Annotated in this window: 22 protein-coding genes; 17 read left to right on the forward strand and 5 right to left on the reverse strand. The window is 71.4% G+C overall.

Annotated elements, in window-relative coordinates:
• Positions 1-15: 15 nt before the first annotated feature.
• Complete coding sequence (locus tag BUE48_RS11480; RefSeq protein WP_286989777.1) at positions 16-1,098, reverse strand: DUF3866 family protein; 1,083 nt, start codon at positions 1,096-1,098, stop codon at positions 16-18.
• Between the two features lie 97 nt (positions 1,099-1,195).
• On the opposite strand from BUE48_RS11480, the gene BUE48_RS11485 reads away from it, so the two are divergent.
• The 6 genes from BUE48_RS11485 (at position 1,196) to BUE48_RS11510 (ending at position 7,739) form a co-directional block, all read left to right on the forward strand.
• Positions 1,196-2,191 carry a helix-turn-helix transcriptional regulator gene (locus BUE48_RS11485; RefSeq protein WP_012852666.1) on the forward strand — a complete coding sequence of 332 codons (996 nt, stop codon included), beginning with the start codon at positions 1,196-1,198 and terminating at the stop codon, positions 2,189-2,191.
• Positions 2,166-3,149 carry a helix-turn-helix transcriptional regulator gene (locus tag BUE48_RS11490; RefSeq protein ID WP_012852667.1) on the forward strand — a complete coding sequence of 328 codons (984 nt, stop codon included), beginning with the start codon at positions 2,166-2,168 and terminating at the stop codon, positions 3,147-3,149. The genes BUE48_RS11485 and BUE48_RS11490 overlap by 26 nt, the downstream gene beginning before the upstream one ends.
• 130 nt (positions 3,150-3,279) lie before the next feature.
• The gene (locus BUE48_RS11495) at positions 3,280-3,501 is read left to right on the forward strand and encodes a hypothetical protein (RefSeq protein ID WP_245537032.1); all 222 of its coding nucleotides are present in this window, start codon (positions 3,280-3,282) and stop codon (positions 3,499-3,501) included.
• Between the two features lie 25 nt (positions 3,502-3,526).
• On the forward strand, positions 3,527-3,838 hold the full coding sequence (gene tatA / locus BUE48_RS11500; protein WP_012852669.1) for a Sec-independent protein translocase subunit TatA: 312 nt from the start codon (positions 3,527-3,529) through the stop codon (positions 3,836-3,838).
• Positions 3,839-4,071: 233 nt separating this feature from the next.
• Complete coding sequence (gene tatC, locus BUE48_RS11505) at positions 4,072-4,923, forward strand: twin-arginine translocase subunit TatC (RefSeq protein ID WP_052305486.1); 852 nt, start codon at positions 4,072-4,074, stop codon at positions 4,921-4,923.
• A gap of 65 nt (positions 4,924-4,988) precedes the next feature.
• Positions 4,989-7,739 (forward strand): DEAD/DEAH box helicase, encoded by a 2,751-nt coding sequence (locus BUE48_RS11510; RefSeq protein WP_286989778.1) that lies wholly within the window; start codon positions 4,989-4,991, stop codon positions 7,737-7,739.
• Positions 7,740-8,039: 300 nt separating this feature from the next.
• On the opposite strand, the gene BUE48_RS11515 is transcribed toward BUE48_RS11510, so the two are convergent.
• Complete coding sequence (locus tag BUE48_RS11515) at positions 8,040-8,969, reverse strand: 5'-3' exonuclease (protein WP_148232995.1); 930 nt, start codon at positions 8,967-8,969, stop codon at positions 8,040-8,042.
• A 104-nt stretch (positions 8,970-9,073) separates the two neighbouring features.
• Here BUE48_RS11515 and BUE48_RS11520 point away from each other — a divergent pair, with 104 nt between their 5' ends.
• The 8 genes from BUE48_RS11520 (at position 9,074) to BUE48_RS11555 (ending at position 18,801) form a co-directional block, all read left to right on the forward strand.
• Complete coding sequence (locus tag BUE48_RS11520; protein ID WP_041439564.1) at positions 9,074-10,189, forward strand: M24 family metallopeptidase; 1,116 nt, start codon at positions 9,074-9,076, stop codon at positions 10,187-10,189.
• A gap of 326 nt (positions 10,190-10,515) precedes the next feature.
• Positions 10,516-11,745 carry an ABC transporter ATP-binding protein gene (locus BUE48_RS11525; RefSeq protein ID WP_012852674.1) on the forward strand — a complete coding sequence of 410 codons (1,230 nt, stop codon included), beginning with the start codon at positions 10,516-10,518 and terminating at the stop codon, positions 11,743-11,745.
• The gene (locus tag BUE48_RS11530; protein ID WP_012852675.1) at positions 11,742-13,076 is read left to right on the forward strand and encodes an ABC transporter substrate-binding protein; all 1,335 of its coding nucleotides are present in this window, start codon (positions 11,742-11,744) and stop codon (positions 13,074-13,076) included. Before BUE48_RS11525 ends, BUE48_RS11530 begins: the two co-directional genes overlap by 4 nt.
• Positions 13,077-13,231: 155 nt before the next feature.
• Entirely contained in the window at positions 13,232-14,653 is a 1,422-nt protein-coding gene (locus BUE48_RS11535) for an ABC transporter permease subunit (RefSeq protein WP_012852676.1), read from the forward strand.
• A gap of 7 nt (positions 14,654-14,660) precedes the next feature.
• Positions 14,661-15,563 carry a carbohydrate ABC transporter permease gene (locus BUE48_RS11540; protein WP_012852677.1) on the forward strand — a complete coding sequence of 301 codons (903 nt, stop codon included), beginning with the start codon at positions 14,661-14,663 and terminating at the stop codon, positions 15,561-15,563.
• Positions 15,564-16,210: 647 nt separating this feature from the next.
• Entirely contained in the window at positions 16,211-16,720 is a 510-nt protein-coding gene (locus BUE48_RS11545) for a DUF6461 domain-containing protein (protein WP_286989779.1), read from the forward strand.
• Between the two features lie 102 nt (positions 16,721-16,822).
• On the forward strand, positions 16,823-17,038 hold the full coding sequence (locus tag BUE48_RS11550; RefSeq protein ID WP_286989780.1) for a hypothetical protein: 216 nt from the start codon (positions 16,823-16,825) through the stop codon (positions 17,036-17,038).
• 332 nt (positions 17,039-17,370) lie between these two features.
• Positions 17,371-18,801 carry a NucA/NucB deoxyribonuclease domain-containing protein gene (locus tag BUE48_RS11555; RefSeq protein WP_012852680.1) on the forward strand — a complete coding sequence of 477 codons (1,431 nt, stop codon included), beginning with the start codon at positions 17,371-17,373 and terminating at the stop codon, positions 18,799-18,801.
• Positions 18,802-18,915: 114 nt separating this feature from the next.
• Here BUE48_RS11555 and BUE48_RS11560 read toward each other — a convergent pair whose 3' ends face one another.
• Positions 18,916-20,130: an ABC transporter ATP-binding protein gene (locus BUE48_RS11560; RefSeq protein WP_012852681.1), complete on the reverse strand. Its 1,215-nt coding sequence runs from the start codon at positions 20,128-20,130 to the stop codon at positions 18,916-18,918.
• Between the two features lie 254 nt (positions 20,131-20,384).
• Here BUE48_RS11560 and BUE48_RS11565 point away from each other — a divergent pair, with 254 nt between their 5' ends.
• Both BUE48_RS11565 and BUE48_RS11570 read left to right on the forward strand, forming a co-directional pair.
• The gene (locus BUE48_RS11565; protein ID WP_012852682.1) at positions 20,385-21,434 is read left to right on the forward strand and encodes a LacI family DNA-binding transcriptional regulator; all 1,050 of its coding nucleotides are present in this window, start codon (positions 20,385-20,387) and stop codon (positions 21,432-21,434) included.
• A gap of 18 nt (positions 21,435-21,452) precedes the next feature.
• Entirely contained in the window at positions 21,453-21,884 is a 432-nt protein-coding gene (locus BUE48_RS11570; RefSeq protein ID WP_012852683.1) for an Lrp/AsnC family transcriptional regulator, read from the forward strand.
• 3 nt (positions 21,885-21,887) lie between these two features.
• Here BUE48_RS11570 and BUE48_RS11575 read toward each other — a convergent pair whose 3' ends face one another.
• Positions 21,888-22,802, reverse strand: a complete 915-nt coding sequence (locus BUE48_RS11575; protein WP_012852684.1) for a TIGR03619 family F420-dependent LLM class oxidoreductase — start codon at positions 22,800-22,802, stop codon at positions 21,888-21,890.
• Positions 22,803-22,892: 90 nt separating this feature from the next.
• Between BUE48_RS11575 and trhA the strand changes: the two genes are divergently transcribed.
• Positions 22,893-23,624 carry a PAQR family membrane homeostasis protein TrhA gene (gene trhA / locus BUE48_RS11580; RefSeq protein ID WP_012852685.1) on the forward strand — a complete coding sequence of 244 codons (732 nt, stop codon included), beginning with the start codon at positions 22,893-22,895 and terminating at the stop codon, positions 23,622-23,624.
• Between the two features lie 7 nt (positions 23,625-23,631).
• On the opposite strand, the gene BUE48_RS11585 is transcribed toward trhA, so the two are convergent.
• Complete coding sequence (locus tag BUE48_RS11585) at positions 23,632-24,177, reverse strand: FHA domain-containing protein (protein ID WP_012852686.1); 546 nt, start codon at positions 24,175-24,177, stop codon at positions 23,632-23,634.
• Positions 24,178-24,183: the final 6 nt, after the last annotated feature.

A 24,183-nucleotide genomic window follows, 5' to 3' on the forward strand; every position in this document is an offset into this window, starting at 1 on the left:
ACTGGCGCCGGGCGGTCACAGCACCGCGGCGGCGTGGCGGCCGGCGGCGGCCGCGGCCAGGAAGTAGGGCAGGTCCTCATCCAGGCGGCGGCCCATCGTCGACAGCCGCACGCCCCAGCGCCGCTCGGCCTCCGCCAGCGTCTGGTGCAGGCCGTCCACCGGGATGTGCACCAGCTCGTGCCGCTCACCGAGTGCGGCGGCCTGTTCGGCGACGCGCGCGCCGAACTCGCCGGGCAGCTCGGGCACCACCACCTCGGCCCGGGCCAGCGCCACCCGGCCATAGGCGGTCAGGCTGTGGTGGGAGACGCCGATGTGCCGCGCCCGCCGGTCGCCCTCGCTGACGCGCAGCGCGGCGATCGGGCGGCCCGCCAGCACCGCGGCGGCGTTGACCGCCTCGCCCGCCGACACCCCCGAAAACCCCCAGCGGGTGCCGCTGCCGAGGTTGCCCGGCCCCTGCGCCACCACCACCGCCTCGGCGCCGGCGACCAGCCGGGCGGCCAGCAGCCCGGTGTGCACCGTCACCGCCTCCAGGTCGCCGCCGAAGGCCTGCCCCACCGTGACGGTGGCGGCCAGCGCCCCGGCCTCCTTCAGCTTGGCGATCGACATCGAGAACCAGGCCGGCAGCGCGCCCCCGTCCGTCATCACGTACACCACGCGCGTGCCCGGACGCTCCGCCAACAACCCGGCCAGAATCGCCGGCAGCGCCGAGTGCAGATCGGCGACGATCACCGGCATCCCCTCCAGGGAGTCGGCCTCGCGCAGCAGCTCATGGTGGGGGGAGCCCTGCTCGTCGGCGCCCAGCACGGTGGCCTGCAGCGGCGTGTAGCGGGCCTTGACCAGGTGGCCGGGGCCGGACGGGTCCGGCGGCAGCCGGTCGGGCACCGCCACCACCATCGCATAGCCGCCGGTGCCCAGCCCCATGGCCAGCGCGGTGGTGTTGAGCAGCACCTCATCCCCGGGCTCGGGGCGTCCCACCAGCGCCGGGTAGGCCAGCGCGCGCACCGTGCCGTCCGCGCCGCCGATGGCGACCTCCAGCTCGACCGCCCCGGACCATTCCCGGCGAACGCGTTCCACCCTGCCTTTGCGCCATCGGATCACGCCGGAAACGGTAGCGTCTTGGAAGGGACGATGACGGCAGCGGCGGCGAGTTCGGGCGGACCGGCCGCCCCGCGCTCAAGGATCGAGGTGGTGGGTCGTGTCACGGCGCAAGACCGAGCGTCTGCTGGGTCTGGTGGTGTGCCTGCTGGCCACCCGGCGTTATCTCACCGCCGAGCAGATCCGCCGCGCGGTGCCCGGCTACCCCGACTCCGATGAGGCCTTCAAGCGGATGTTCGAGCGCGACAAGGAGGAGCTGCGCGAGCTGGGCATCCCGCTGGAGGTCGGCAGCGAGGACGGCGGCGAGGCCGGATACCGCATCCCCCCGCGCGACTATGAGCTGCCCGACATCCACCTGACCCCCGATGAGACCGCGGTGCTGGGCCTGGCGGCCCGGGTGTGGCAGCGCGCCAGCCTGGCCGAGGCGGCCTCCGGGGCGCTGCTGAAGCTGCGCGCCGCCGGGATCGACACCTCCGGGTCCGAATCGCTGGGCATCGAGCCGCGGGTGGACACCGAAGAGCCGGCCTTCCCGGCGCTGTGGGAGGCGGTCAAGGGCCGCTACCCGGTCGCCTTCGACTACCAGGGCGTCGGGCGCACCTCCGCCTCCCGCCGCCACCTGGAGCCGTGGGGGGTGCTCAGCCGCCGGGGCCGCTGGTATGTGGTCGGTTTCGACACCGACCGGCGCGACACCCGGGTGTTCCGCCTCAGCCGCATCATCGGCGAGGTGGTGCCCGATGGGCGGCCCGGCAGCGTCACCGTCCCCGAGGGAGTGGACATCCGCAAGATCGCCTTCGACCGGGGGGAGGCGCCCGCCGCGCCGCGCAGCGCGACCGTGCGGCTGCGCGCCGGGGCCGCCCAGGGGCTGCGCCGCTGGGCCGGCGAGGTCCGCCCCGGCGATGGGGAGTGGGACGAGGCGGAGCTGACCTTCGGCGAGGCCGAACGGTTCGCCCCCTACCTGGCCCGCTTCGGCGCCGATGTGGTGGTGCTGGACCCGCCGGATTTGCGCGAGGCCGTCATCTGCCATCTGAAGTCGGTGCTGGCCGGGCACGACGGCCGCCCAGAGGAGGGGCATGAGCAGGCACAACACCTCCAGTGACCGGCTGGCCCGGCTGCTGGCGCTGGTGCCGTACGTGGTCAGCCGCGACACCGTGGCGGTGGCCGAGGCCGCCGCCGACTTCGGCGTCACCGAAAAGCAGCTGATCGACGACCTGAACATGCTGTGGTGCGTGGAGCTGCGCGCTCCCGACCCCTACTGCCCGATCGACCTGTCGTATGAGGGCGGGGAGATCACCGTCGCCGAGGCCGAGTCGATCGCCCGGCCGCTGCGGCTGAAGGTGGACGAGGCCGGGGCGCTGCTGGTGGCGCTGCGCATGCTGGCCGAGATCGGCGATGCGCGCGACCGCGACGCCGTCAGCCGCCTGATCGCCAAGCTGGAGGAGGCCGCCGGGCAGGCCGCCGCCGCGGTCGGCAGCCAGGTGGCGGTGCAGGTGGAGGCCGACAGCGACGGGGCGACGGCGGCCCGCATCCGCGACGCCATCGCCCGGGGCCGCCGGCTGCACCTGACCTACTACGTGCCGGCCCGCGACGAGAACACCGAGCGCGATGTGGACCCGATGCGGCTGCTGGTGGTCGACGGCCGGGCCTACCTGGAGGGCTGGTGCCGCCGCGCCGAGGCGGTGCGGCTGTTTCGGGTGGACCGGATCGTGGAGCTGACGGTGCTGGAGGAGGTGCCCGCGCAGGTGCCCGAGGAGGCCGAGCCGCGGGATGTGCAGGCCGGTCGGCTGTTTCACCCCTCGCCCGACGACATCGCCGTCACCTTCGAGCTGACCCCGGCCGGACGCTGGGTGGCCGACCACTACCCGTGTGAGAGCGTCGAAGAGCTCGGCGAGGGGCGGCTGCGCGTGGTGCTGCGCACGTCCGACCGGCGCTGGGTGCGGGCTCTGGCGCTGCGGCTGGGCGACCAGGGACGCATCATCGGTCCGGCCGAATTGGCCGCCTCCGTCCGCGACGAGGCCGCCCGCGCCCTGGCGCACTACGCGACGGCCGGCGCCTGACCGGCCTGCGATCAGGTCCGTTGCGGGAGGAGCGGAATGGCCGGCGAAACGGCGGCCGCCTTGCGCGGGTGTTGTAGACCACGCTTTTTTCGGGCTATCGCAGGCCACGGTGATTCGCTACCGTGACGGAGTGGGTTGGGCTCAGGTCTTCGTCGCGATGGTCTTCGCCGGGCTGGCCGTGCTGGCGGTGTGCACGGTCAAGGTGGTGCGCGCGGTGCAGATCCTGGGACGTGAACTCGACCGTGCCAGGCGGCGGCTGGAACCTGAACGGTCGGCGCTGAAAGGTGAACTTCGCCGGTTGCGGCGGACACGGGAGCCCGACCACGTCGATGACGGCGTACGATCGACGTGAACGGCATCCGCTGAAGAGGTGGGACATGGCTGGACTCGGCTGGACCGAAATTCTGATCATCCTTGCGGTGGTCATGCTGTTGTTCGGATCGGCGAAGCTGCCGCAGCTCGCCCGGTCCCTGGGCAGGTCCGCGCGCATTCTCAAGGCCGAGGCCAGGGGTCTGCAGGAGGACGACGAGGAGCTCTCGCGCCCCCAGCAGCCGGCTCCGCAGCCGCAGCAGTACACCGCCCAGCCGCAGCAGCCTCAGCAGTACGCGCAGCCGCAGCAGCCCCAGCTGCCCCCCGGGCAGCCCATTCAGGGCGTTCCGGTGGACCCCAACCAGGCGCGCAACCACTGAACCTCACCCGGCACGCCGTTTCCGCCGGTCAAAGTGGACCGGCCGCGGGCAAGGGACGATGCCGTGGCAATGGCGACACGGCACCGGGCACCCCTGGGGCCTCCATTGCCGGCACCGGAGACCACGTGCCGGAAAAGAGCCACTGACCTGCTGATCCCGGCGAACAGGCGCGAGCTGCGATCTTGATGATGAGACTGACCAGGCGGCGAAGGGCGGTCGACCCCGAGGGCCGGATGCCGCTCATGGACCATCTCCGTGAGCTGCGCAACCGGCTGATCAAGGCCATCTTGGGCCTGTTGCTCGGCACGGTCATCGGCTGGATCATCTTCCAGCCGGTCTGGGACTTCCTCAAAGAGCCCTACTGCGCCCTGCCGGAGTCCAAGGACCTCAACGGCGCCTGTTCACTGGTGGTCAACGGCATCTTCTCCGCCTTTTTCCTGCGGCTGAAGATCGCCTTTATCATCGGGGCGGTGCTGTCGGCGCCGGTGTGGCTGTATCAGCTCTGGGCCTTCGTGGCGCCGGGATTGTACCGCAATGAACGCCGCTGGACCTATATCTTCATGGGCGCGGCGATTCCCCTGTTCTTCGTCGGCACGGCACTGGCCTATCTCACCGTCGACAAGGGACTGTCGATCTTTTTGGGCTTCGTGCCTGAAGACGTGGCCGCACTGATCACCGTGGACCATTACCTCGGTTATGTGCTGGCGATGCTGCTGGTGTTCGGGCTGACGTTCGAACTGCCGCTGTTCGTGGTGATCCTCAACCTGGCCGGGGTGCTGACCTCGGCCCGCATCCGCAAGTCCCAGCGGATCATCATCTTCGGCATCTTCGTGTTCTCGGCGGTGGCCACCCCCAGCGCCGACCCGTTCACCATGCTGGCCCTGGCCCTGCCGACCGTGCTGCTGTTCGAGGCCGCGGCGCTGCTGGCGTTCCTGAACGACCGGCGGCGGGCCCGCCGTCCCGACCCGTATGCGGGACTGTCCGACGATGAGGCGGCCCCGCTGAACCTCGAGGAGATCGACGCCGAGCTGGAGAAGGGGCTGCGCGAGGACGCCGGCGGCGACCGCGTGGAGCCGACCCGCTGAGCGGGCCGGGCGAGCGTGCGGCGAGCGGTTCGGAACGGGGCGGGCCAAACCATAGGCTCGATGCCATGAGTTCCCCTGGTACCACGCCCGCCGAGCGGTACGCCGCCTACCGTGCGCGCGTCCGCGACAACGGGCCCGCACTGCTGGACTTCCAGACCCTGTACGACTTCGAGCTGGATGAGTTCCAGTTGGAGGCCTGCCGGGCGCTGGAGGCGGGCAAGGGCGTGCTGGTGGCCGCCCCCACCGGGTCGGGCAAGACCGTGGTGGGGGAGTTCGCCGTCCACCTGGCGCTGCTGGAAGGGCGCAAGTGCTTCTACACCACGCCCATCAAGGCGCTGTCCAACCAAAAGTACGCCGACCTGGTGCGCCGCTACGGCCCGGGCAAGGTCGGCCTGCTGACCGGCGACAACAGCGTCAACGGCGAAGCGCCGATCGTGGTGATGACCACCGAGGTGCTGCGCAACATGCTGTACGCCGGCTCGCCCACCCTGGCCGGGCTGGCCTTCGTCGTCATGGACGAGGTGCACTACCTGGCCGACCGGTTCCGCGGCGCGGTGTGGGAAGAGGTCATCATCCACGTGCCGGACTCGGTGCGGATCGTGGCGCTGTCGGCCACCGTCTCCAACGCCGAGGAGTTCGGCGAGTGGCTGCAGGAGGTCCGCGGCGAGACCGCGGTGATCGTCGATGAGCACCGGCCGGTGCCGCTGTTTCAGCACATGCTGGTCGGCAACCGGCTGTATGACCTGTTCGTCGACACCGGCGACGGGCAGGACCGCCCCAAGATCAACCCGCAGTTGCGCAACATCGCGGTGGAGGAGATCCGCCGCGCCAAGATCAACTCCGGCCGGCGCACCGGCCGCAAGCGCATCGCCCGCCCGCCCCGCTTCCGTCCCCCCTCCCGCCCGGAGGTCATCCAGCGGCTGGACCGGGCCGGGCTGCTGCCGGCCATCACCTTCATCTTCAGCCGGGCCGGCTGTGACGCCGCCGTCGCCCAGTGCCTGCACGCCGGGCTGCGGCTGACCTCCCGCCAGGAGGCCGAGGAGATCCGCGCCCACGTCGAGCTGCGCACCGCCGACCTGGCCGATGAGGACCTGCGCGTGCTGGGCTATGACCAGTGGCTGGAAGGGCTGATGCGCGGCATCGCCGCCCACCACGCCGGGATGCTGCCGACCTTCAAGGAGATCGTGGAGGAATTGTTCGTCCGCGGTCTGATCAAGGCGGTGTTCGCCACCGAGACGCTGGCGCTGGGCATCAACATGCCCGCCCGCACCGTGGTGATCGAAAAGCTGGACAAGTGGAACGGCGAAACCCACGCCGACCTGACCCCGGGGGAGTACACCCAGCTGACCGGGCGGGCCGGGCGGCGCGGCATCGACGTCGAAGGCCATGCGGTGGTGATCTGGTCGCCGGGCATGGACCCGTTCGCGGTGGCCGGGCTGGCCGGCACCCGCACCTATCCGCTCAACTCCAGCTTCCGCCCCTCCTACAACATGGCCGTCAACCTGGTCGGCGCGGTCGGCCGGGAACGCGCCCGCAACCTGCTGGAGGAGTCCTTCGCCCAGTTCCAGGCCGACCGGGCGGTGGTGGGCCTGGCCCGCCAGGTGCACCGCAACGAAGAGGCCCTGGCCGGCTACGCCGAGGCCGCCGCCTGCCACCTGGGCGACTTCATGGAGTACGCGGCGCTGCGCCGGCGGCTGTCGGACCGGGAGGCCGAACTGGCCCGGGAGCGTTCCAGCGCCCGCCGCGCCGAGGCGATCCGCTCGCTGGAGCGGCTGCGCCCCGGCGATGTGATCGTCGTGCCGTCCGGGCGGCGCTCGGGCCTGGCGGTGGTGCTGGACCCGGGGCTGGGCCGGCGCTCTGACGGCCCCGCCCCGCTGGTGCTGACCGCCCAGCGGTCGGTGCAGCGCTTGTCGGTGCTGGACTTCCCCCACCCGGTGGAGCCGATCGAGCGGATCCGCATCCCCCGCTCCTTCAGCCCGCGCAGCCCCCAGCAGCGCCGCGACCTGGCCGCCACGCTGCGCAACAAGGTGCCCGACGCGCAGGTCAAGGCCCACCGGGGGCGGCGCAGCACCCCTGCGGTGGACGATGAGGAGATCTCCCGGCTGCGCCGGGAGATCCGCCGCCACCCCTGCCACGGCTGCGACGAGCGCGAAGACCACGCCCGCTGGGCCGAGCGCTACTTCCGGCTCAAGCGGGATACCGACGCGCTGCGCCGCCGGGTGGAGGGCCGCTCCCAGGTGATCGCCCGCACCTTCGACCGGGTGTGCGCGGTGCTGGAGCAGCTGGGCTACCTGGAGGGCGACACCGTCACCGAGGAGGGACGGCGGCTGGGCCGCATCTACAACGAGCTGGACCTGCTGACCGCCGAGAGCCTGCGCGCCGGCCTGTGGGAGGAGCTGGAGCCCGCCGAGCTGGCGGCGTGCGTGTCGGCGCTGGTGTACGAGTCCCGGCAGCCCGACGACGCGGTGACCCCCCGCACCCCGCCCGGCGCCGCCCAGGAGGCGCTGGCCGCCATGATGCGGCTGTGGGGGGAGCTGGAGGCCATCGAGCGGGACAACCGGGTGTCGTTCCTGCGCGAGCCCGACCTGGGATTCGCCTGGACCGCCTACCGGTGGGCCTCGGGCCATTCGCTGGATGAGGTGCTGCTGGAGTCGCAGATGACCGCCGGTGACTTCGTGCGGGCGGTCAAGCAGCTGATCGACCTGCTCGGCCAGGTCGCCGACGCCGCCCCCGAGGGCAGCCGGGTCCGGCAGACGGCGGGCAAGGCCATGGACGGGCTGCGCCGCGGGGTGGTCGCCTACTCCTCGGTCGCCTGACCGCGTCAGCGCCGGCCAGGCCGGTGGGCGGCGGATCGCCGGGCACCGCCCGCCGGCCCGTCCCCCCCGGGACGGCGACCCCCTGCCGTCCGGCGAGAAAACCCCCGGACCCCGTCCCAGGCGGTGCCGGTCTTTCCCGGCGACGGGGAGCCGGTGCCCCGGCGAGAGGGAGTGGGGTTCGCCCGGCCCTGGGCACCGGCCCGTCACTGACCAGCCGCGGACATGGATGGCCTGAGAGCATGATCTGCCGGGCGGCGGCCGTGGTCTGTGTCACCTGACACAGGCCGCCGGACGGCCCGGTCAGGAAGCGGCGGCCAGCGCCTTGCGCAGCCGCCCGACGGGACCGCCCAGATTCCACCGCTCGGCCAGGGCGCTCAGCGCCTGCTCGTCGCGCGGCCGGCGGGGCAGCTCGTCCTCCAGCGCCGTCAGCTCGGGTGCGTCGATGTCGGTGACCACCTTCACCACGGTCTCGGCGGCGGCCAGATACTCGCGGGCCGCCTCCAGCCGGCGGCGGCTGCCCGCGGGGAAGCCCTCGGTGACTCCCGCGTCCAGGGCCTGCAGGATGCCGGCGACCGAGCCGAACCGGCTGACCAGCGCCGCGGCGGTCTTGTCGCCCACCCCGGGCACTCCCGGCAGCCCGTCGCTGGGGTCGCCGCGCAGGGCGGCGTACTCGCCGTAGGCGCGGCCGGGGATGCCGTAGCGGGCCGCGACCTCCTCCTCGCCCATGACCTGCAGGTTGCGCACCCCGCGCGCGGTGTAGAGCACCTGGATCGGCCCGCGCCGGTCCACCAGCTGGAACAGGTCCCGGTCGCCGGTGACGATGTCGACCGCGCCGCCGCCGGCCGCATGCCGCACGGCCAGCGTGCCGATCACATCGTCGGCCTCATAACCGGGCACCCCGGCGCGCGCCAGCCCGGCCGCCTCCAGCACCGCGTCGATGATCGGCAGCTGTGCCGCCAGCGCATCGGGCACCTGGTCGCCGCCGTCGGCGGCCACCCGGTGCGCCTTGTAGGACGGCAGCGCCGCCACTCGAAAGGCCGGTCGCCAGTCGGCGTCCATGCAGCACACCAGGCGGGCGGGGGAGCGGTCGGCCACCAGACGGGCGATCATGTCGATCAGGCCGCGCACCGCGTTGACCGGTGTGCCGTCCGGCGCGGTCACCGACTCGGGCACGCCGAAGAACGCCCGAAAGTACAGCGACGGCGTGTCGAGCAGCATCAGCGCATCCATGGGGGCCATCGTGCCACGTGCCGGGGACGTTCCCCGGCCCGCCGGAGCACGCCGCAGGTGCTGGGATGCTGGGAGCATCCCAGCGACGAAGGACCGTGATCGTGATGAAACCGGATCTGACGCAGTTGTACCCGCCCTCCCGGCTGGCCCGGGTCCGGGAGGCGACCGCCGAGGCCGGGCTGGACGCCCTGCTGCTGACCCCCGGCCCGGACCTGCGCTATGCGACGGGTTATGACGCCATCCAGCTGGAACGGCTGACCTGCCTGGTGGTCCCGGCCCACGGGGAGCCGTTCCTGGTGGTGCCCCGCCTGGAGCTGGCCGCCGCCCAGGCCTCCCCGGCCGGCGCGCTGGATGTGGAGATGGTGCCCTGGGAGGAGACCGACGACCCGTACGCGCTGGTCGCCCGCCGGCTGCCGGCGGCGCGGGCGGTGGGCGTGGCCGACCGGATGTGGGCGGTGATGGCGCTGCGCTTCCAGGAGGCCATGCCGCAGGCCCGGCAGGTGCCGGCCGGGCGGGTGATGGGCCGGCTGCGGGCCCGCAAGAGCCCGGCCGAGATCGCCGCGCTGCGCGAGGCGGGCGCGGCGATCGACCGGGTGCACCGCCAGGTGCCGGCGCTGCTGAAGGCCGGCCGCACCGAGCGGGAGGTCGGCCGCGACATCGCCGAGGCCATCGTCGCCGAGGGGCACGCCAAGGTGGACTTCGTGATCGTCGCCTCCGGCCCGAACGCCGCCAGCCCGCACCATGAGCTGTCGGACCGGGTGATCGGCCCCGGCGAGCCGGTGGTGATCGACATCGGCGGCACCATGCCCAGCGGCTACTGCTCCGATGAGACCCGCAACTACTGCATCGGCGAGCCCCCGGCCGCCTACACCGCCTACTACCAGGTGCTGCGGCGGGCGCAGCAGGCCGCCTGCCGGGCGGTGCGTCCGGGGGTGACGCCCGAGCAGGTGGACGCCGCGGCCCGCGAGGTGATCGCCGAGGCCGGCTACGGGGAGTTCTTCATCCACCGCACCGGGCACGGCATCGGGCTGGAGACCCACGAGGAGCCCTACATCGTGGCCGGCAACACCCGCCCGCTGGAGCCGGGCATGGCCTTCTCGGTGGAGCCGGGCATCTACCCCGGCGAGCACGGCGCCCGCATCGAGGACATCGTGGTGTGCACCGAGGACGGCTTCGAGTCGGTGAACCACGTCGAGCGCGACCTGATCGTCGTGGACTGACCCCGAGGCGGCCTGGCCGCAACGGGCCGTATCGCGCCGTCCGATATTCGGCGCAGGATGAGGCAGGCAGGGGCTCCGCACGGGCCCCTGCCTGCCTCATTGAGGCGGTGACCTGCGAAGATGCCGCTCCGAGCAGGGGCGCCGAGCGCCGTCAGACTTCCCTTACGCCTGTCTGAAAGGTGCCTGGCCGTTATAACGATCTCTTCACGAACCTTTTGCGAAGCGTATGACGGTTGCGGCCCTGGATAGGAGCGGGGTACGGCTTATGTGTTCCGTCGGGGTTACAGGCGGATGTCCCTGACGTTGCAGCGAGCGAAGGAGACGTCGTGGCCGAGGTCGTCCTGTCAGGTGTCGGCAAGATCTACCCCGACGGCTTCCAGGCGGTCACCGACCTGAACCTGCACATCGCCGATGGGGAGTTCCTGGTGCTGGTGGGGCCGTCCGGGTGCGGCAAGACCACCGCGCTGCGCATGGTGGCGGGCCTGGAGGAGATCTCCACCGGCGAGATCCGCATCGGCGACCGGGTGGTCAACCGGGTGCCGGCCCGCGACCGCGACGTGGCCATGGTCTTCCAGAGCTACGCCCTCTACCCGCACCTGTCGGTGCGCGACAACATCGGCTTCGGGCTGTCGCTGCGCAAGGTCCCCAAGGACGAGATCCGCCGCAAGGTCGAGCAGGCCGCCGACCTGCTGGGGCTGCGCGACCACCTGGACCGCAAGCCCCGCCACCTGTCGGGCGGCCAGCGGCAGCGGGTGGCCATGGGCCGGGCGATCGTCCGCCAGCCGCAGGCGTTCTTGATGGACGAGCCGCTGTCCAACCTCGACGCCAAGCTTCGGGTGCAGATGCGCGCCGAGATCGCCCGCATCCAGCGCGACCTGGGCGTCACCACCATCTACGTCACCCACGACCAGACCGAGGCGATGACGCTCGGCGACCGGGTCGCGGTGATGAAACGCGGCGTGCTCCAGCAGATCGCGCCCCCGCAGGAGCTGTACGACCGCCCGGCCAACCTGTTCGTGGCCGGCTTCATCGGCTCCCCGGCCATGAACCTGCTCAAGGGCACGCTCGCGGAGGAGGACGGGCGGCTGCTGCTGCGCTTCCGCGGCGGCCAGACCCTGACGCTGCCGCAGGAGGTGCTGCAGCACCGGCCGGCGCTGCGCTCGTATGTGAACCGGCCGGTCATCGCCGGGATCCGCCCCGAGGACATGGAGGACGCCGCGCTCAGCGGCGGGCCCGAGCACGCCCGGCTGACCGCCGTCGCCGACCTGGTCGAGGCGATGGGCTCCGACGTGCTGGTGCATTTTTCGGTGGACGCCGAACAGGTGGTCACCGAGGACACCCGGGAACTGGCGCGCGACGTGGGCGCCGACGTACCCGAAGGACCGGGGGCCGCGGGCACCACCATGGTCGCCCGGTTCAGCCCCCGCACCCGGATCAAGGTCGGCGACCAGGTCGCCGCCCAGGTCGACACCGGACGGGTGCATTTCTTCGATCCCGATACAGGCGCGTCGATCTGGGACTCGACGCAGCCTTCCCCGAGGAAGGAAACCGCATGAGGGACGGAAGACGTTCGATGGGCCGGCGGCGGCTGCTGGGCGCCGTCCTGGCCGCCGGGCTGGCGGTCTCCACCGCCGCGGCCTGCGGCGGCGGAGACGACTCCGGCTCCGGCGACGGCGCCCTGAAGGGCCAGAAACTCACCGTGGCGGCGATCTGGACCGGCTCCAACGAGGGCGCCAAGTTCCAGAAGGTCCTCGACGAGTTCGAAAAGCGCACCGGCGCCGAGGTCACCTACACCCCCACCGGCGACAACGTCGCCGCCTACCTCGGCTCCAAGGTGGAGGGCAACGCGCCGCCGGACGTGGCGTTCCTGCCGCAGCAGGGCGTGCTGGTGGAGTTCGCCGAAAAGGGCTGGATCAAGCCGCTGCCGGATGAGGCCAAGTCCCTGGTGCAGCAGAACTTCGCCAAGGTCTGGCAGGACCTCGGCTCCCACGAGGGCACCGTCTACGGCGTCTACTTCAAGGCCTCCAGCAAGTCCACCGTCTGGTACCGCAAGCAGGCCTTCGCCGACGCCGGCATCACCACGCCCCCCGCCTCCTGGGACGACTTCGTCAAGACCGCCCAGACCCTCTCCGACGCCGGCACCACCCCCATCTCCGTCGGCGCCGCCGACGGCTGGGTGCTGACCGACTGGTTCGAGAACGTGTACCTGTCGGTGGCCGGGCCGGAGAAGTACGACCAGCTCTCCAAGCACGAGATCAAGTACACCGACCCCACGGTCAAGGAGGCGCTGCGCAAGCTGGCCGAGATCTGGGGCAAGGACTCCTACCTGGCAGGCGGCGCCAAGGGCGCGCTGCAGACCGAGTTCCCCGCCTCGGTGCCGGCGGTGTTCGGCGATGAGCCCAAGGCCGCCATGCTGCCCGGCGCCGACTTCGTCGCCTCCGAGATCACCTCGGCCACCAACTCCAAGGTCGGCACCGACGCCGACTTCTTCCCCTTCCCCGCCGCCGGCAGCACCACTCCCGTGGTGGGCGCCGGTGACGTGGCGGTGATGATGAAGGACACCCCCGCGGCGCGGGAGCTGATGAAGTTCCTGGCCACCCCCGAGGCCGCCAAGGTCTGGGCCGAGCAGGGCGGGTTCATCTCCCCCAACAAGGCGCTGGACCTGTCGGTCTACCCCGACGAGGTGCAGCGGCGGATCGCCAAGGCGGTGATCGACGCCGGTGACGCCTTCCGCTTCGACATGTCCGACCTGGCCCCGGCCGCCTTCGGCGGCACCAAGGGCTCCGGCGAGTGGAAGATCCTGCAGGACTTCCTGGCCGACCCCGACGATGTGGACGGCACCGCCGAGAAGCTGGAGAAGGCCGCAGCCGCCGCCTTCAAGTCCTGAGCCGACCGGCCGATGACCCCTCTCCCCCGGGGGGCCGCGCCTCCGGGGGAGAGCGGGCCGACCCGCCCGCACCCCGCGGCGGCGTGCCGCTTCGGGGACGTCCCGACCCTCCCCAGCAGGTGCAGGACACCTCGCCGAGCCTCCGGGAGAGCGCGATGACCGACACCTTCGACCCGTCCGCGCCGCGTAAGGAGCAGCCGGACGGGCAGGCAACCTCCCCGCCCGGACCCGCCGCGACGGCCGAGCCGACCGCCGCGCCCGCCGCCCGAAGCACCGGGCGCGGGCGGCTGGGCCCCCCGCCGTGGCTGGCCGGCGGGTTCCTGGCGCCGGCGCTGATCCTGCTGGCGCTGCTGGTGGTGTACCCGATCGGGTACACCCTGTGGCGCAGCCTGTATGACGCCGACGGTGATCAGTTCATCTGGTTCGACAACTACGTCACCATGTTCACCGACTCGGCCACCTTCACCGCCATCAAGAACAACGCCATCTGGGTGGCGGTGGCGCCCGCGCTGATCACCGCGTTCGGGCTGATCTTCGCGGTGCTCACCGAGCGGATCCGCTGGGCGGCGGCCTTCAAGACCATCGTGTTCATGCCGATGGCGATCTCCATGGTCGCCGCCGGTGTGATCTTCACGCTGGTCTACGACCACTCGCCCGAACGGGGCGTGCTCAACGCCATCGCGGTCGGCATCCACGACACCTTCGTCTCTCCCTCCCCTTACCCGGGGGCGCGGCCCCGCGAGCAGGGCAGCCCGCTGCGTCCCGAAGGCCCTGAGGACGAGCGGGCGTACGTGACCGCCGAGCAGGTTCAGCCGGGGCAGACGACGCTGCTGCCGCTGGTGTCGATCTCGCCCGCCAAGCAGCGGGAACTGCAGCCGGCCCGTCCCGCCGCCGCCAAGCCGGACGCCATCACCGGCACCGTGTGGGCCGACTTCGCCCCCGGCGGCGGCACGGTCAACCAGATCGACGGCAACGAAAAGGGCCTGCCCGAGGTCAAGATCGAGGCGCTGTCGGGCGGCAAGGTGGTGGCCACCACCACCTCCCGCGACGACGGCACCTTCGAGCTGGGCGGGCTGGCGCCCGGCTCCTACACGCTGCGCCTTGCCGCCGACAACTTCACCCCGCCCTATGGCGGCGTGACCTGGCTGGGCCCCAGCCTGGTGACCCCGGCGATCATCGGCGCGTACGTGTGGATGTGGGCCGGTTTCGCCATGGTCCTCATCGGCGCCGGGCTGGCGGCCATCCCCCGGGATGCGCTGGAGGCAGCCCGGGTGGACGGGGCCACCGAGTGGCAGGTCTTCCGCAGGGTGACCATCCCGCTGCTGGCGCCGGTGCTGGTGGTGGTGTTCGTGACGCTGGTCATCAACGTGCTGAAGATCTTCGACCTGGTCTACATCATGGCGCCGGGCTCGTCGCTGCAGGACGCCAATGTGCTGGCGCTGCGGATGTACCTGGTGTCCTTCGTCGGCGAAAGCCCCGACCAGGGGCTGGGCAGCGCGATCGCGGTGGTGCTGTTCCTGCTGGTGCTGCCCGCGATGATCTTCAACATCCGTCGTTTCCGAGCCGAGCAGGGGTGAGCCGCCGATGACCGTCGACACACAGGCAGCACCGGTGGACCGGGCGGCCGGGGCGCCGCGCCGCTCGGTGGCCTCCCGTATCGTCGGCCGGCTGGGCGGCACGGCCGTGCAGGTCGTGCTGGTGCTCATCGCGCTGGTGTGGCTGGTGCCCACCATCGGCCTGTTCATCGCCTCGCTGCGCTCGTCGGCCGACAACGCCGCCGGCGGCTGGTGGACGGTGCTGACCGCGCCGGCCCAGCTGACCTTGGCCAACTACGGCAACCTGCTGGACAACGACTCCATCACCCGCGGCTTCGTCAACACCGTGATGATCACCGTGCCCACCACGGTGCTGGTGGTGGTCGTGGCGGCGCTGGCCGCCTACGCCTTCGCCTGGATCGACTTCCCCGGCCGCGACTGGCTGTTTCTGGGCGTGGTGGCGCTGCTGGTGGTGCCGGTGCAGGTGGGGCTGATCCCGCTGATCCAGTTGTTCGGCAATGTCGGCCTGTTCGGCACCATCCCGGGCATCGTGCTGTTCCACACCGCCTACGGGCTGCCGTTCGCGATCTTCCTGCTGCGCAACTACTTCGCCGGCATCCCCCGCGACCTGCTGGAGGCCGCCCGCATGGACGGCGGCACCGAGTGGACCATCTTCCGCCGCGTGATCTTCCCGCTGGGCGGCCCGGCCATCGCCTCGCTGGCCATCTTCCAGTTCCTGTGGGTGTGGAACGACCTGCTGATCGCGTTGATCTTCGGGGACGAGGACTCCTACCCGCTGACCGTGGCGATCCAGCAGCAGACCCGCCAGTTCGGCTCCAACATCGACATCATCTCCTCGGGCGCGTTCCTTTCGATGCTGGTGCCGTTGGTCGTCTTCTTCGCCTTCCAGCGTTACTTCGTCCAGGGCGTCCTGGCCGGCTCGGTCAAGTGATGCCGCGCTGACCTGCGACGATGTCGCCGCCGCGGGGGCGGGTGCACCTTGTGCCCGCCCCCGCGGCATTTCCTCTCCGGCCGTTCCCGCGCCCCCAAGCGAAGATCATCTGCTGCTCGTCCGGCCTTGCGAAGGGCCGTTGGGAGACGCTTGGGAGAGCGGGCACGCCGAACGTCCGGGCGGTTCCATCACCTGTGGCATGCCGGCGTGACCGGTGCCCGCTCCGCGCGGCCGGCTCTGCACGCCGCCGATCGCGTGGACGGCTTGTGGCGCACGGCGTCCAGGCTGGTTGCCCGCCGGGCGGCCCGGCCGGGGTGGGGGAGAGGACGTTCACGGGCGTGCCCGAGGACGTGCTGCTCCTGAGGAATGAACGGCACCGCCTCGGGAGCATGTGATGTCATCGGGCACACGCGGAAGAACAGGTCCCGTTCCCGTCTCAGGGGTCCTTGTGAGTGAGGTGACGGCGGCGGATTACGCCTGGCTGGCCGAGCGGTTCCCGGGCCTGGCGGGGGCGTTTTGCATCGCTTTCGTCCGAGGGCTTGGGCGGAGGAGACGCTACGGCGGATAGGCGCCGACCCGGGCCGCATCCAGTCGGTGATGTTCACCGATCCCACCGGGCGGTTCGATGATCGAGAAGGGCCGGTGGTGTGGGCCGTTACGGTGGAGGAGAACGGTTTCGAGGTGCGCGCAGGGAGGTTCTGCGGGTCCTGTCCCAGGGCACCGAGGCCGTATCGGTGATGGCTGCGATCAGTGGGAACGGGCGGTTCGCGCATGTGGTGGACGGCCGTGAGGGGACGGTGTTCCGGCAAACGTGTCCCCGGGTGCGTTGGGGCGATGAGCCGGATCGGCTGGTGCCGCTGATGGAGGCCGTGGGTTTGAGCGCGGAGGCCGAAGAAGTGCCCGAGGCGGCGGATGCGGCCGCTCTGGCGCTCGCCACCCGGGTGACGGGGGTGCGGCTGAGCCCGGATGTGCTGCGGGGACCGTTGCGGGCCGCACCGGTCCTGCCGTTGCCGGACGACCCGCCGCAGGCACCGGACGTCCAGTCGCTGCGCATGGACGACCCTGAGCTGGTCGATGCCGTCGCCGCCGCCCCCACGACCGCCGGCATGCGATCGCCATGGAGCTGGTGCGGCGTGATGCGGCGGAAGCCGGCGTGATCGGGGATCCGCCGGTGGCGCAGGCCCTGGCGGCGCTGGAGCGAGGGGAGCGCCGTGCCGTGACCGCCTTGCCGCTCGGCCGGGCCATCCGCTCATAGGGCGATGAGGCGCGCGGCGGGCATGGCCGCCGCCGGCCCGGTGGCGCCGGGCGCAGGTGACATCGGACGGGCGTTCTCGCGGCATCGCGTCGGTCTGGACTTGCGCGCCCTGCTGTCCTCCGATCCCGAGATCGCCCACTACCAGATCATCGGGCGTTGCGCGGCTCCGTCCGCACGCCGCACCGAGGTGCTCGCGCGACTTCGCAATGAGGGCCTTTGAGAGGAACGGCCGCCCTTCGCCGCCGTCTCCGTCTCGATCTGCCATTTCCCGGAAGGCAAGGGACATCCGATTCTGATGTTTTTGGTGACGATTGCACGAAGTGTCTTGCCGGTCCTGGAATGTCACGAAACTCAGGGCGCAGGGCGTAGCCTTCCGGACTTGTTCGTCTTTCCATCAGGTGACGGGATAGAGATCCCATATCGCATTTGCGCTTCGATCGCATTATTGTTGCGGGGAACCTGCGGGCGTGAAGGCGAAGTCAACGATGCCTTCCTCGCGGCTGCGGGAAGTCGAGCCGGGCCAACCCGTGAGAGTTCTCAAAGGGAGACGGCATGTGGCTCCGGCGACTCCGATGTTTCCTGCTCCTTGCGATCTCGGTGCCGATCATGCTGGTGCCGGCCGCGCTGGGACCGGCCGCGTCGGCGGCTGCGCGGAATGCGCCCGACCCGGGCAAGACGAGCAAGCCGGTGCCGGACGCCGGCCGTAAGCCGCCGAAGATACCGGGCGCACTGGTCCAGAGAGTGGAGCTCGGGGGCGATCCGCCGGCGCCCTTCGAGGAAAAGAAGCGCAAGCCCCTGACACCGGACCGGGCACGGGAAGAGGCGCGGCGCATCGCGTCCCGCCACGGCGAGGTGTCCAAGTACGACACCTCCAAAGTGAAAGTGACGGACGAGCCGCCCCGGGTGAAAAGAGCTCCTGACGTCCCGGACGAGGAACAGGTGCGGTCCTGCCTGTCCGATGATGCCGCGCCCCGGCCGACCGGGCATGTCGTCAACAGATGGTTCTGGTGCCGCAAGCAGAAACTGCAGGTGATCTATTACCGGTGGGTCGGTGCCCGGATCGTTTACCAGGGAAGCAACGTGGTGAGCTACGAGGAGGCCGGTTACGGGCGCAACGATGAACGCGGCATCCGGGTCTTCTTCCGCGTCACCGATGTCGACTACCAGGACTGGAGCCTATGGGACTTGCTCTTTACGGCACCCAACCTGACGCTCAGCGTCCGTGCCGACTGCAGTGAGAGCTTCACCTACTGTCACGCGGCTCCCGGTGACGCCGCCATACCCTATGCCGCCTGGCCCAACGTCGGGTGGATGCGGTGGGACATCTATTCCCATGAAAGCGCCGGCAATGGCGCCGACAAGGTCCTGTACCACCGCTGGCGCGACCGTTTCGACGGCAGCAGCAACGGTTACATCGGGCTCCCGGTCTACGGCCCGGAAGTCCTGATCCGCTGCGACTCGGCGACCTACTTCAACCAAGGGCAGGCCTCCTATCCGAAAGCCTGCGTCTACTACTCGGTCATCCCGCACCTGACCTACTCGCTCAGCGATCCCCGGATCGAGCGCGTGGCGGCGCACATCTACGCCGCGCAGCAGCTCCCCGATTCCACCTATCCACTGGCGACCGGAAAGCGGATACCCGGAAAGTACATAGGAACCACCTCTCCGGGGACCGCGTTGCACCGCATTCCCTACGACGGCCCCGCCTGGCGCGCCAACAGCGCCGAAAAGGACCGGGCCTGCCTGCGGCGCCCGCCCTACCAGGAGACCGGGCCGCCGCCCCCGGACGACCCGAGCTGGCAGTGCGACGAGTACCCGTTCGCGAGCACGAAGGAGGGTGCGGCGAGCCCTGACTGGGACTTCTCCGTCCGTTACGTGCCGCCCAGCCACAACAGCACCGCCGGCACCTTGCTGAGGCTGTACTACCTCAACGACCGGATCCTCTACGACCAGGACGACTTCTACGTAGAGATCGCGAACTGAAGACCGCCGGCGCGGTTTCCGGTCCGTGACGGACGATGCCCCGGACCGGAAACCGCACGGGTGTCTGCGGCGGCCCCGGAGGGCGGCGCGGCGAAGAGGGCGACCGGGCGGCCGTCAGGAGGCGGCGCCGGGGTGGCCGATCGCCAGCCCGGTGGTCGGGTCGAAGAAGTGCAGGCGGCTGGTGTCGACGGCCAGTTCGATCGGCCGGCCGGGGCGCACCGCCGAGCGGGCGTTGACCCGGGCGGTCCACAGCGCCTTGTTCTCCTGCAGCGGCAGCGCCGCATCGTCGTCGTCCTGGACGTCGGCGGCCAGGTCGGCGGTGTCCTTGTGCTCCACCGGCGGGGCGTCCACGGTGAAGATCACGTTGATCTCGCTGCCGAGCTCCTCGGTGATCTGGGCGGTCACCGCAAAGCGCGCCCAGTCGGGCTTGGCGTGGGCGGCGTCTTCGAAGTCCGAGGGGCGCACCCCGAGGATGACCTTGCGGCCCAGGTACTTCTCCAGGCCGGGTTTGGCGGCCAGCACGTCCTGGGGCACCGGCAGGCGCAGCCCGGCGAAGGCGGCGAAGACGCCCTCGCCGTCGCCGGGCGCCAGGTCGGCGGTGACGAAGTTCATCGCCGGGGAGCCGATGAATCCGGCCACGAACAGGTTGACCGGGTGGTCGAACAGCCGCTGGGGGGTGTCGACCTGCTGCAGTTTGCCCTCCCGCAGCACGCAGACCCGGTCGCCGAGCGTCATGGCCTCGACCTGGTCGTGGGTGACGTAGACGGTGGTGACGCCGAGCCGCTCGTGCAGCTGGTTGAGCGAGGCGCGCATGGACACCCGCAGCTTGGCGTCGAGGTTGGACAGCGGCTCGTCCATCAAGAACGCCTGCGGTTCGCGCACGATCGCCCGGCCCATGGCCACCCGCTGCCGCTGCCCGCCCGACAGCGCGGCCGGCTTGCGGTCGAGGAACTGCTCCAGGCCGAGCATCTTGGCGGCCTCCTGGACCTTGCGGCGGCGCTCCTCCTTGGAGACGCCGCGCAGCTTGAGGCCGAACTCCAGGTTCTGCGCCACGGTCATGTGCGGGTAGAGGGCGTAGTTCTGGAAGACCATGGCGATGTCGCGGTCCTTGGGGGCCAGGTCGTTGACCACGCGGTCGCCGATGGTGATGGTGCCGGCGCTGATGTCCTCCAGCCCGGCGATCATCCGCAGCGCGGTGGACTTGCCGCACCCGGACGGGCCCACCAGCACCATGAACTCCCCGTCGCGGATGTGCAGGTTCAGCGAGTCGACGGCCTTGACGCCGCCGGCGTAGACCTTGTCGACGCCCTCCAGGGTGATCTGCGCCATCGCAACCTCCGGTGAATACGTTTCCACTGAACCTCATCAGGCGACGGCCATGCTGTCAAGAGTGGTGTGGACCAATCGCGCCATCCCTTATTTCATCGGTGCTGGTGAACGCTGGGATCGGGAATCTGAGAAGTCAGAAGTGATCATGTGGGCGGCGGTTGATTGGAAACGTTTCCATACAGGTCTGGGCATGGGAGGATGGGACGGTCCGGGATGGGGGAGAGGCGAGCACCGATGATGTCTGCGAGCGGCCGGTGAGCCGCGCGGCGACGATCAAGGACGTGGCCCGCCGCGCCGGGGTCGGGGTGGCCACCGTCTCGCGGGTGCTGTCGGGCTCCGGGCCGGTCAGCGAGGCCACCCGGGAGCGGGTGCTGCGCGCGGCCCGGGAACTGGAGTACCGGCCCAGCGCGCTGGGCCGCGGCCTGAAGACCCGCCGCACCGGCAGCGTCGGCCTGGTCGTCGGGGAGATCACCGACCCGTTCTGCGCCGAGCTGGCCGCCGGGGTGCTGGCCTGCGCCCGCACCCTGGGCGAGCACGTGCTGCTGGAGGCCTCCCACGGCGACCCCGGCCGGGAGGCCGAGATCGTCGACCGCCTGGTGGAACAGCGGGTGGACGGCGTCATCGCCACCCCCGCCGCCGAGGGCGACTGGTGGCGCTCGGCGCTGCGGGCCGGCATCGCGGTGGTCTTCGTCGACCGCGCGCCAAAGGAGCTGCCGCAGATCCCCGCCGTGCTGGCCGACGACGCGGCCGGGGTGCGCGCGACCGTGGAGTACCTGGCCGGATTGGGCCACCGGCGCATCGGCTTCCTGGGCACCGGCGACCCGGCCGCGCCGGCGGAGGCCGGCGGCGTCCGGGAGACGACGTTCCGCACCGCGCTGGCCGAGCTGGGACTGCAGGTGGAAGCAGACCTGGTGGTGCGGGCCCGGCCCGGCCGCGACAGCGCGCTGGCCGCCGCGGCGGCCCTGCTGCAGCGCCGCCCGGACATGACCGCGGTGCTGGCGGCCGGGCACCTGCTGGGCGAGGCGGTGGTGCTGGTGGCGCGGGAGCTGGACCTGCGCGTCCCCGCCGATTTGTCGATCGCGATGGTCGACGACGTGTCGTGGGCGGAGTTGTGCGACCCGCCGCTGACGGCGCTGGCCCGTCCCGCCCGCGACATGGGGTACCGGGCCTGTGAGGTGCTGCGGCGCGACCCGGCGCGGCGGGAGCGGGCCCGTCCGGTGGTGCTGCCCACCGAGCTGGTGATCCGCGGCAGCTGCGGCCCGCCCTCCCGCACACCGGCCGTGCGAAGTGCCCGAACACGCTAAATTTCCTCCGTGGAGGAGATGGATCGTCAGATCATCGCTTTGCTGGCCCGCGACGGCCGGATGAGCTTCACCGATCTGGCCAAGGAGACCGGGCTGAGCGTGTCGGCGGTGCACCAGCGGGTGCGGCGGCTGCAAAAACGCGGAGTGATCAAGGGTTTCACGGCCCAGCTGGACGCCGAGCAGATCGGGCTGCCGCTGACGGCGTTCGTGTCGATCAAGCCGATCGACCCGGCGGCTCCCGACGACGCCCCCGAGCGTCTGGCGCACCTGCCCCAGATCGAGGCCTGCCACTCGGTGGCCGGGGAGGAGAGCTACATCCTCAAGGTGCGCGTGGCCACCCCCAACGACCTGGAGGAACTGCTGCAGCAGATCCGGGCGGCCGCCAACGTCTCCACCCGCACCACCGTGGTGCTCAGCACCCCGTATGAGGACCGCCCGCCCCCGCTGTGACGGTCAGCCCGCCGGGCGCAGCGCCTCCAGCGTCTCCTCGGCGCGCTCCATGGCCGCGGCCGGGTCGGCGTCCGGCCCGGCCAGCTGCGGATCGAAGTTCAAATCCACGAACAGCTCGGTGACGCCCTGGGCGGCCAGATCCGCGAAGTCGGCGCGCAGCTGCTCATACGACCCGGTCAGCGGGGGCCGGTCTGCTCCGGCGTCCGGACGCACCCGCACCGCCCCCCGGCACACGAACCGCAGCGCATCCGGGTCCCGTCCGGCCTCGGCGGCGGCCGTGCGGACCAGCTCGATCTGCTCGCCGATCGTGGTCAGGTCGGCGGTGCTGGAGCTGATCCACCCGTCGGCCAGCCGCCCGGCCCGGCGCAGCGCCGGGGCGCTCTTGCCGCCCAGCAGGATCGGCGGGGCGGGCCGCTGCAGCGGTTTGGGCTCCAGCCGCGACGGCGGGATCGTGTAGAACTCCCCGGCGTAGGAGCTGATCTCCTCGGTCCACAGCGACCGCAGCGCCGCCAGGAACTCCTCGGCCCGCGCGCCCCGCCGCTGCATGGACGCCCCGGTGGCGGTGAACTCCTGCGGCATCCAGCCCAGCCCCAGTCCCAGCTCCAGCCGCCCGCCGCTGACCTGGTCGAGTGTGGCGGCCTGCTTGGCCAGCAGCACAGGGGAGTAGAAGGGCAGGTTGACCACGGCCACGCCGAGCCGGATCCGGCTGGTCAGGCCCGCCAGGTAGGCCAGGGTGACCAGCGGGTCGCCGACATTGCGGTAGGTCTCGGCGCGGGGGTCGCCGCCGACGGGCACCAGCAGCCGCTGCAGCGTCCACAGCGAGTGGTAGCCGAGCTCCTCGGCGCGCCGGGCGATACGGACCTGATTGGCCGGGGTCGCCCAGGGGCCCGCCACCGGCACCGCGAAACCGATCAGCATCGTGTGCCTCCTCGCACTCGACCGCAGCAACCTTACAGCGTTAAGACCGGCGCCCGGAGAGTGTGACCGAAATACCGGGCAAGGATGACGATGATCACCCCGAACGGAGGGGACGATCACCGCTACCCTGACGGAAAGGGCTCGGAGGTGATCATGCGCGTTCCCGGTAAGCCGGCCCAGGCGGTCAAGCCGAAGCTGCGCGGATGGCTGCACCTGGGCACCTTCCCGCTGGTGCTGGTGGCCGGGATGCTGCTGGTGGCGCTGGGCCCCACGCCCGCGGCCCGGTTGTGCGCGGCGGTGTACGCGCTGACCTCGGCGGCCCTGTTCGGGGTGTCGGCGACCTACCACCGCGGGCGCTGGTCGCCGCGGGTGGCCGACTGGCTGCGGCGCTTCGACCACGCCAGCATCTACCTGATCATCGCCGGGACCTACACCCCCTTCGCCTACCTGATCTTGGAGGGTGCGACCCGGGCGGTGGTGCTGTCGGTGGTGTGGGGCGGCGCCGCGGCCGGGGTGCTGTTCCGGGTGCTGTGGGTGAGGGCGCCCCGCTGGCTGTACACCGCCCTGTACCTCGGGCTGGGCTGGGTGGCGGCGTTCTTCGTGCCCCAGTTCTTGGAGGGCACCGGGCCGCTGGTGGCGGCGCTGGTGATCTTGGGTGGGGTGCTCTACAGCGTCGGCGGCCTGGTGTACGGGCTGCGCAAGCCCGACCCCTCACCGCGCTGGTTCGGGTTCCATGAGGTGTTCCACGCGCTGACGATCGCCGCCTACGTGCTGCAGTACATCGCCGTGTCGGTGGTGGTCTACCGCACCGGCGCCCTGTAGGGCCGCGTCACCGCCCGTCGGGGGCCGCCACGATGAAGGTGGCGTTGCCGAAACCGATCTCATCGCCGGGACGCAGCCGGGTCGGGCCGGTCAGCCGCCAGCCGTTGACCCGGGTGCCGTTCATCGAGCCCAGATCGGCCACCATCCAGCCGTCCTCGTCGCGGTACAGCTCGGCGTGGAAGCGGGAGACGGTCAGGTCGGTCAGCATGAAGTGGCAGCCGGGGGCGCGGCCGACGACGATGCGGCCGCCGGCGGCCGGCAGGCGCAGCCGCGGCAGCCTGGGGGCCCGCCAGGCGGCCTCGATCCGCGCGGTGATCTGCGACAGCGCGGAGACCAGCGAGGTGATCTTGTCGATCACGCCGCGCTCGGGGGGCAGGTCGCAGACGACCTGCTCCAGCTCGGCGCGGCTGCGGGCGGTCAGCACCCGCTCGACGCGGCGTTCGAAGGTGTCCTGCGAGATCCGCCCTTCGGCGACCCGGTCGCCGAGCACCCGCAACACCCGGTCGCGTTCCTTGTCGGACACCCGAACCGGGTACGCGGCCTGACCGTCCATGATTGC

It is taken from the genome of Thermomonospora sp. CIF 1 (genome assembly GCF_001896795.1).
Taxonomy (GTDB): domain Bacteria; phylum Actinomycetota; class Actinomycetes; order Streptosporangiales; family Streptosporangiaceae; genus Thermomonospora; species Thermomonospora curvata.

Bases quoted from the DNA above. Each gene is read 5' to 3' on its own strand.
- BUE48_RS11490 (WP_012852667.1), top strand. From the start codon at position 2,166: ATGAGCAGGCACAACACCTCCAGTGACCGGCTGGCCCGGCTGCTGGCG.
- tatA (WP_012852669.1), top strand. From the start codon at position 3,527: ATGGCTGGACTCGGCTGGACCGAAATTCTGATCATCCTTGCGGTGGTC.
- tatC (WP_052305486.1), top strand. From the start codon at position 4,072: ATGCCGCTCATGGACCATCTCCGTGAGCTGCGCAACCGGCTGATCAAG.
- BUE48_RS11510 (WP_286989778.1), top strand. From the start codon at position 4,989: ATGAGTTCCCCTGGTACCACGCCCGCCGAGCGGTACGCCGCCTACCGT.
- BUE48_RS11515 (WP_148232995.1), bottom strand. From the start codon at position 8,969: ATGGATGCGCTGATGCTGCTCGACACGCCGTCGCTGTACTTTCGGGCG.
- BUE48_RS11520 (WP_041439564.1), top strand. From the start codon at position 9,074: ATGAAACCGGATCTGACGCAGTTGTACCCGCCCTCCCGGCTGGCCCGG.
- BUE48_RS11530 (WP_012852675.1), top strand. From the start codon at position 11,742: ATGAGGGACGGAAGACGTTCGATGGGCCGGCGGCGGCTGCTGGGCGCC.
- BUE48_RS11535 (WP_012852676.1), top strand. From the start codon at position 13,232: ATGACCGACACCTTCGACCCGTCCGCGCCGCGTAAGGAGCAGCCGGAC.
- BUE48_RS11540 (WP_012852677.1), top strand. From the start codon at position 14,661: ATGACCGTCGACACACAGGCAGCACCGGTGGACCGGGCGGCCGGGGCG.
- BUE48_RS11550 (WP_286989780.1), top strand. From the start codon at position 16,823: ATGAGGCGCGCGGCGGGCATGGCCGCCGCCGGCCCGGTGGCGCCGGGC.
- BUE48_RS11555 (WP_012852680.1), top strand. From the start codon at position 17,371: ATGTGGCTCCGGCGACTCCGATGTTTCCTGCTCCTTGCGATCTCGGTG.
- BUE48_RS11560 (WP_012852681.1), bottom strand. From the start codon at position 20,130: ATGGCGCAGATCACCCTGGAGGGCGTCGACAAGGTCTACGCCGGCGGC.
- BUE48_RS11570 (WP_012852683.1), top strand. From the start codon at position 21,453: ATGGATCGTCAGATCATCGCTTTGCTGGCCCGCGACGGCCGGATGAGC.
- BUE48_RS11575 (WP_012852684.1), bottom strand. From the start codon at position 22,802: ATGCTGATCGGTTTCGCGGTGCCGGTGGCGGGCCCCTGGGCGACCCCG.
- trhA (WP_012852685.1), top strand. From the start codon at position 22,893: ATGATCACCCCGAACGGAGGGGACGATCACCGCTACCCTGACGGAAAG.
- BUE48_RS11585 (WP_012852686.1), bottom strand. From the start codon at position 24,177: ATGGACGGTCAGGCCGCGTACCCGGTTCGGGTGTCCGACAAGGAACGC.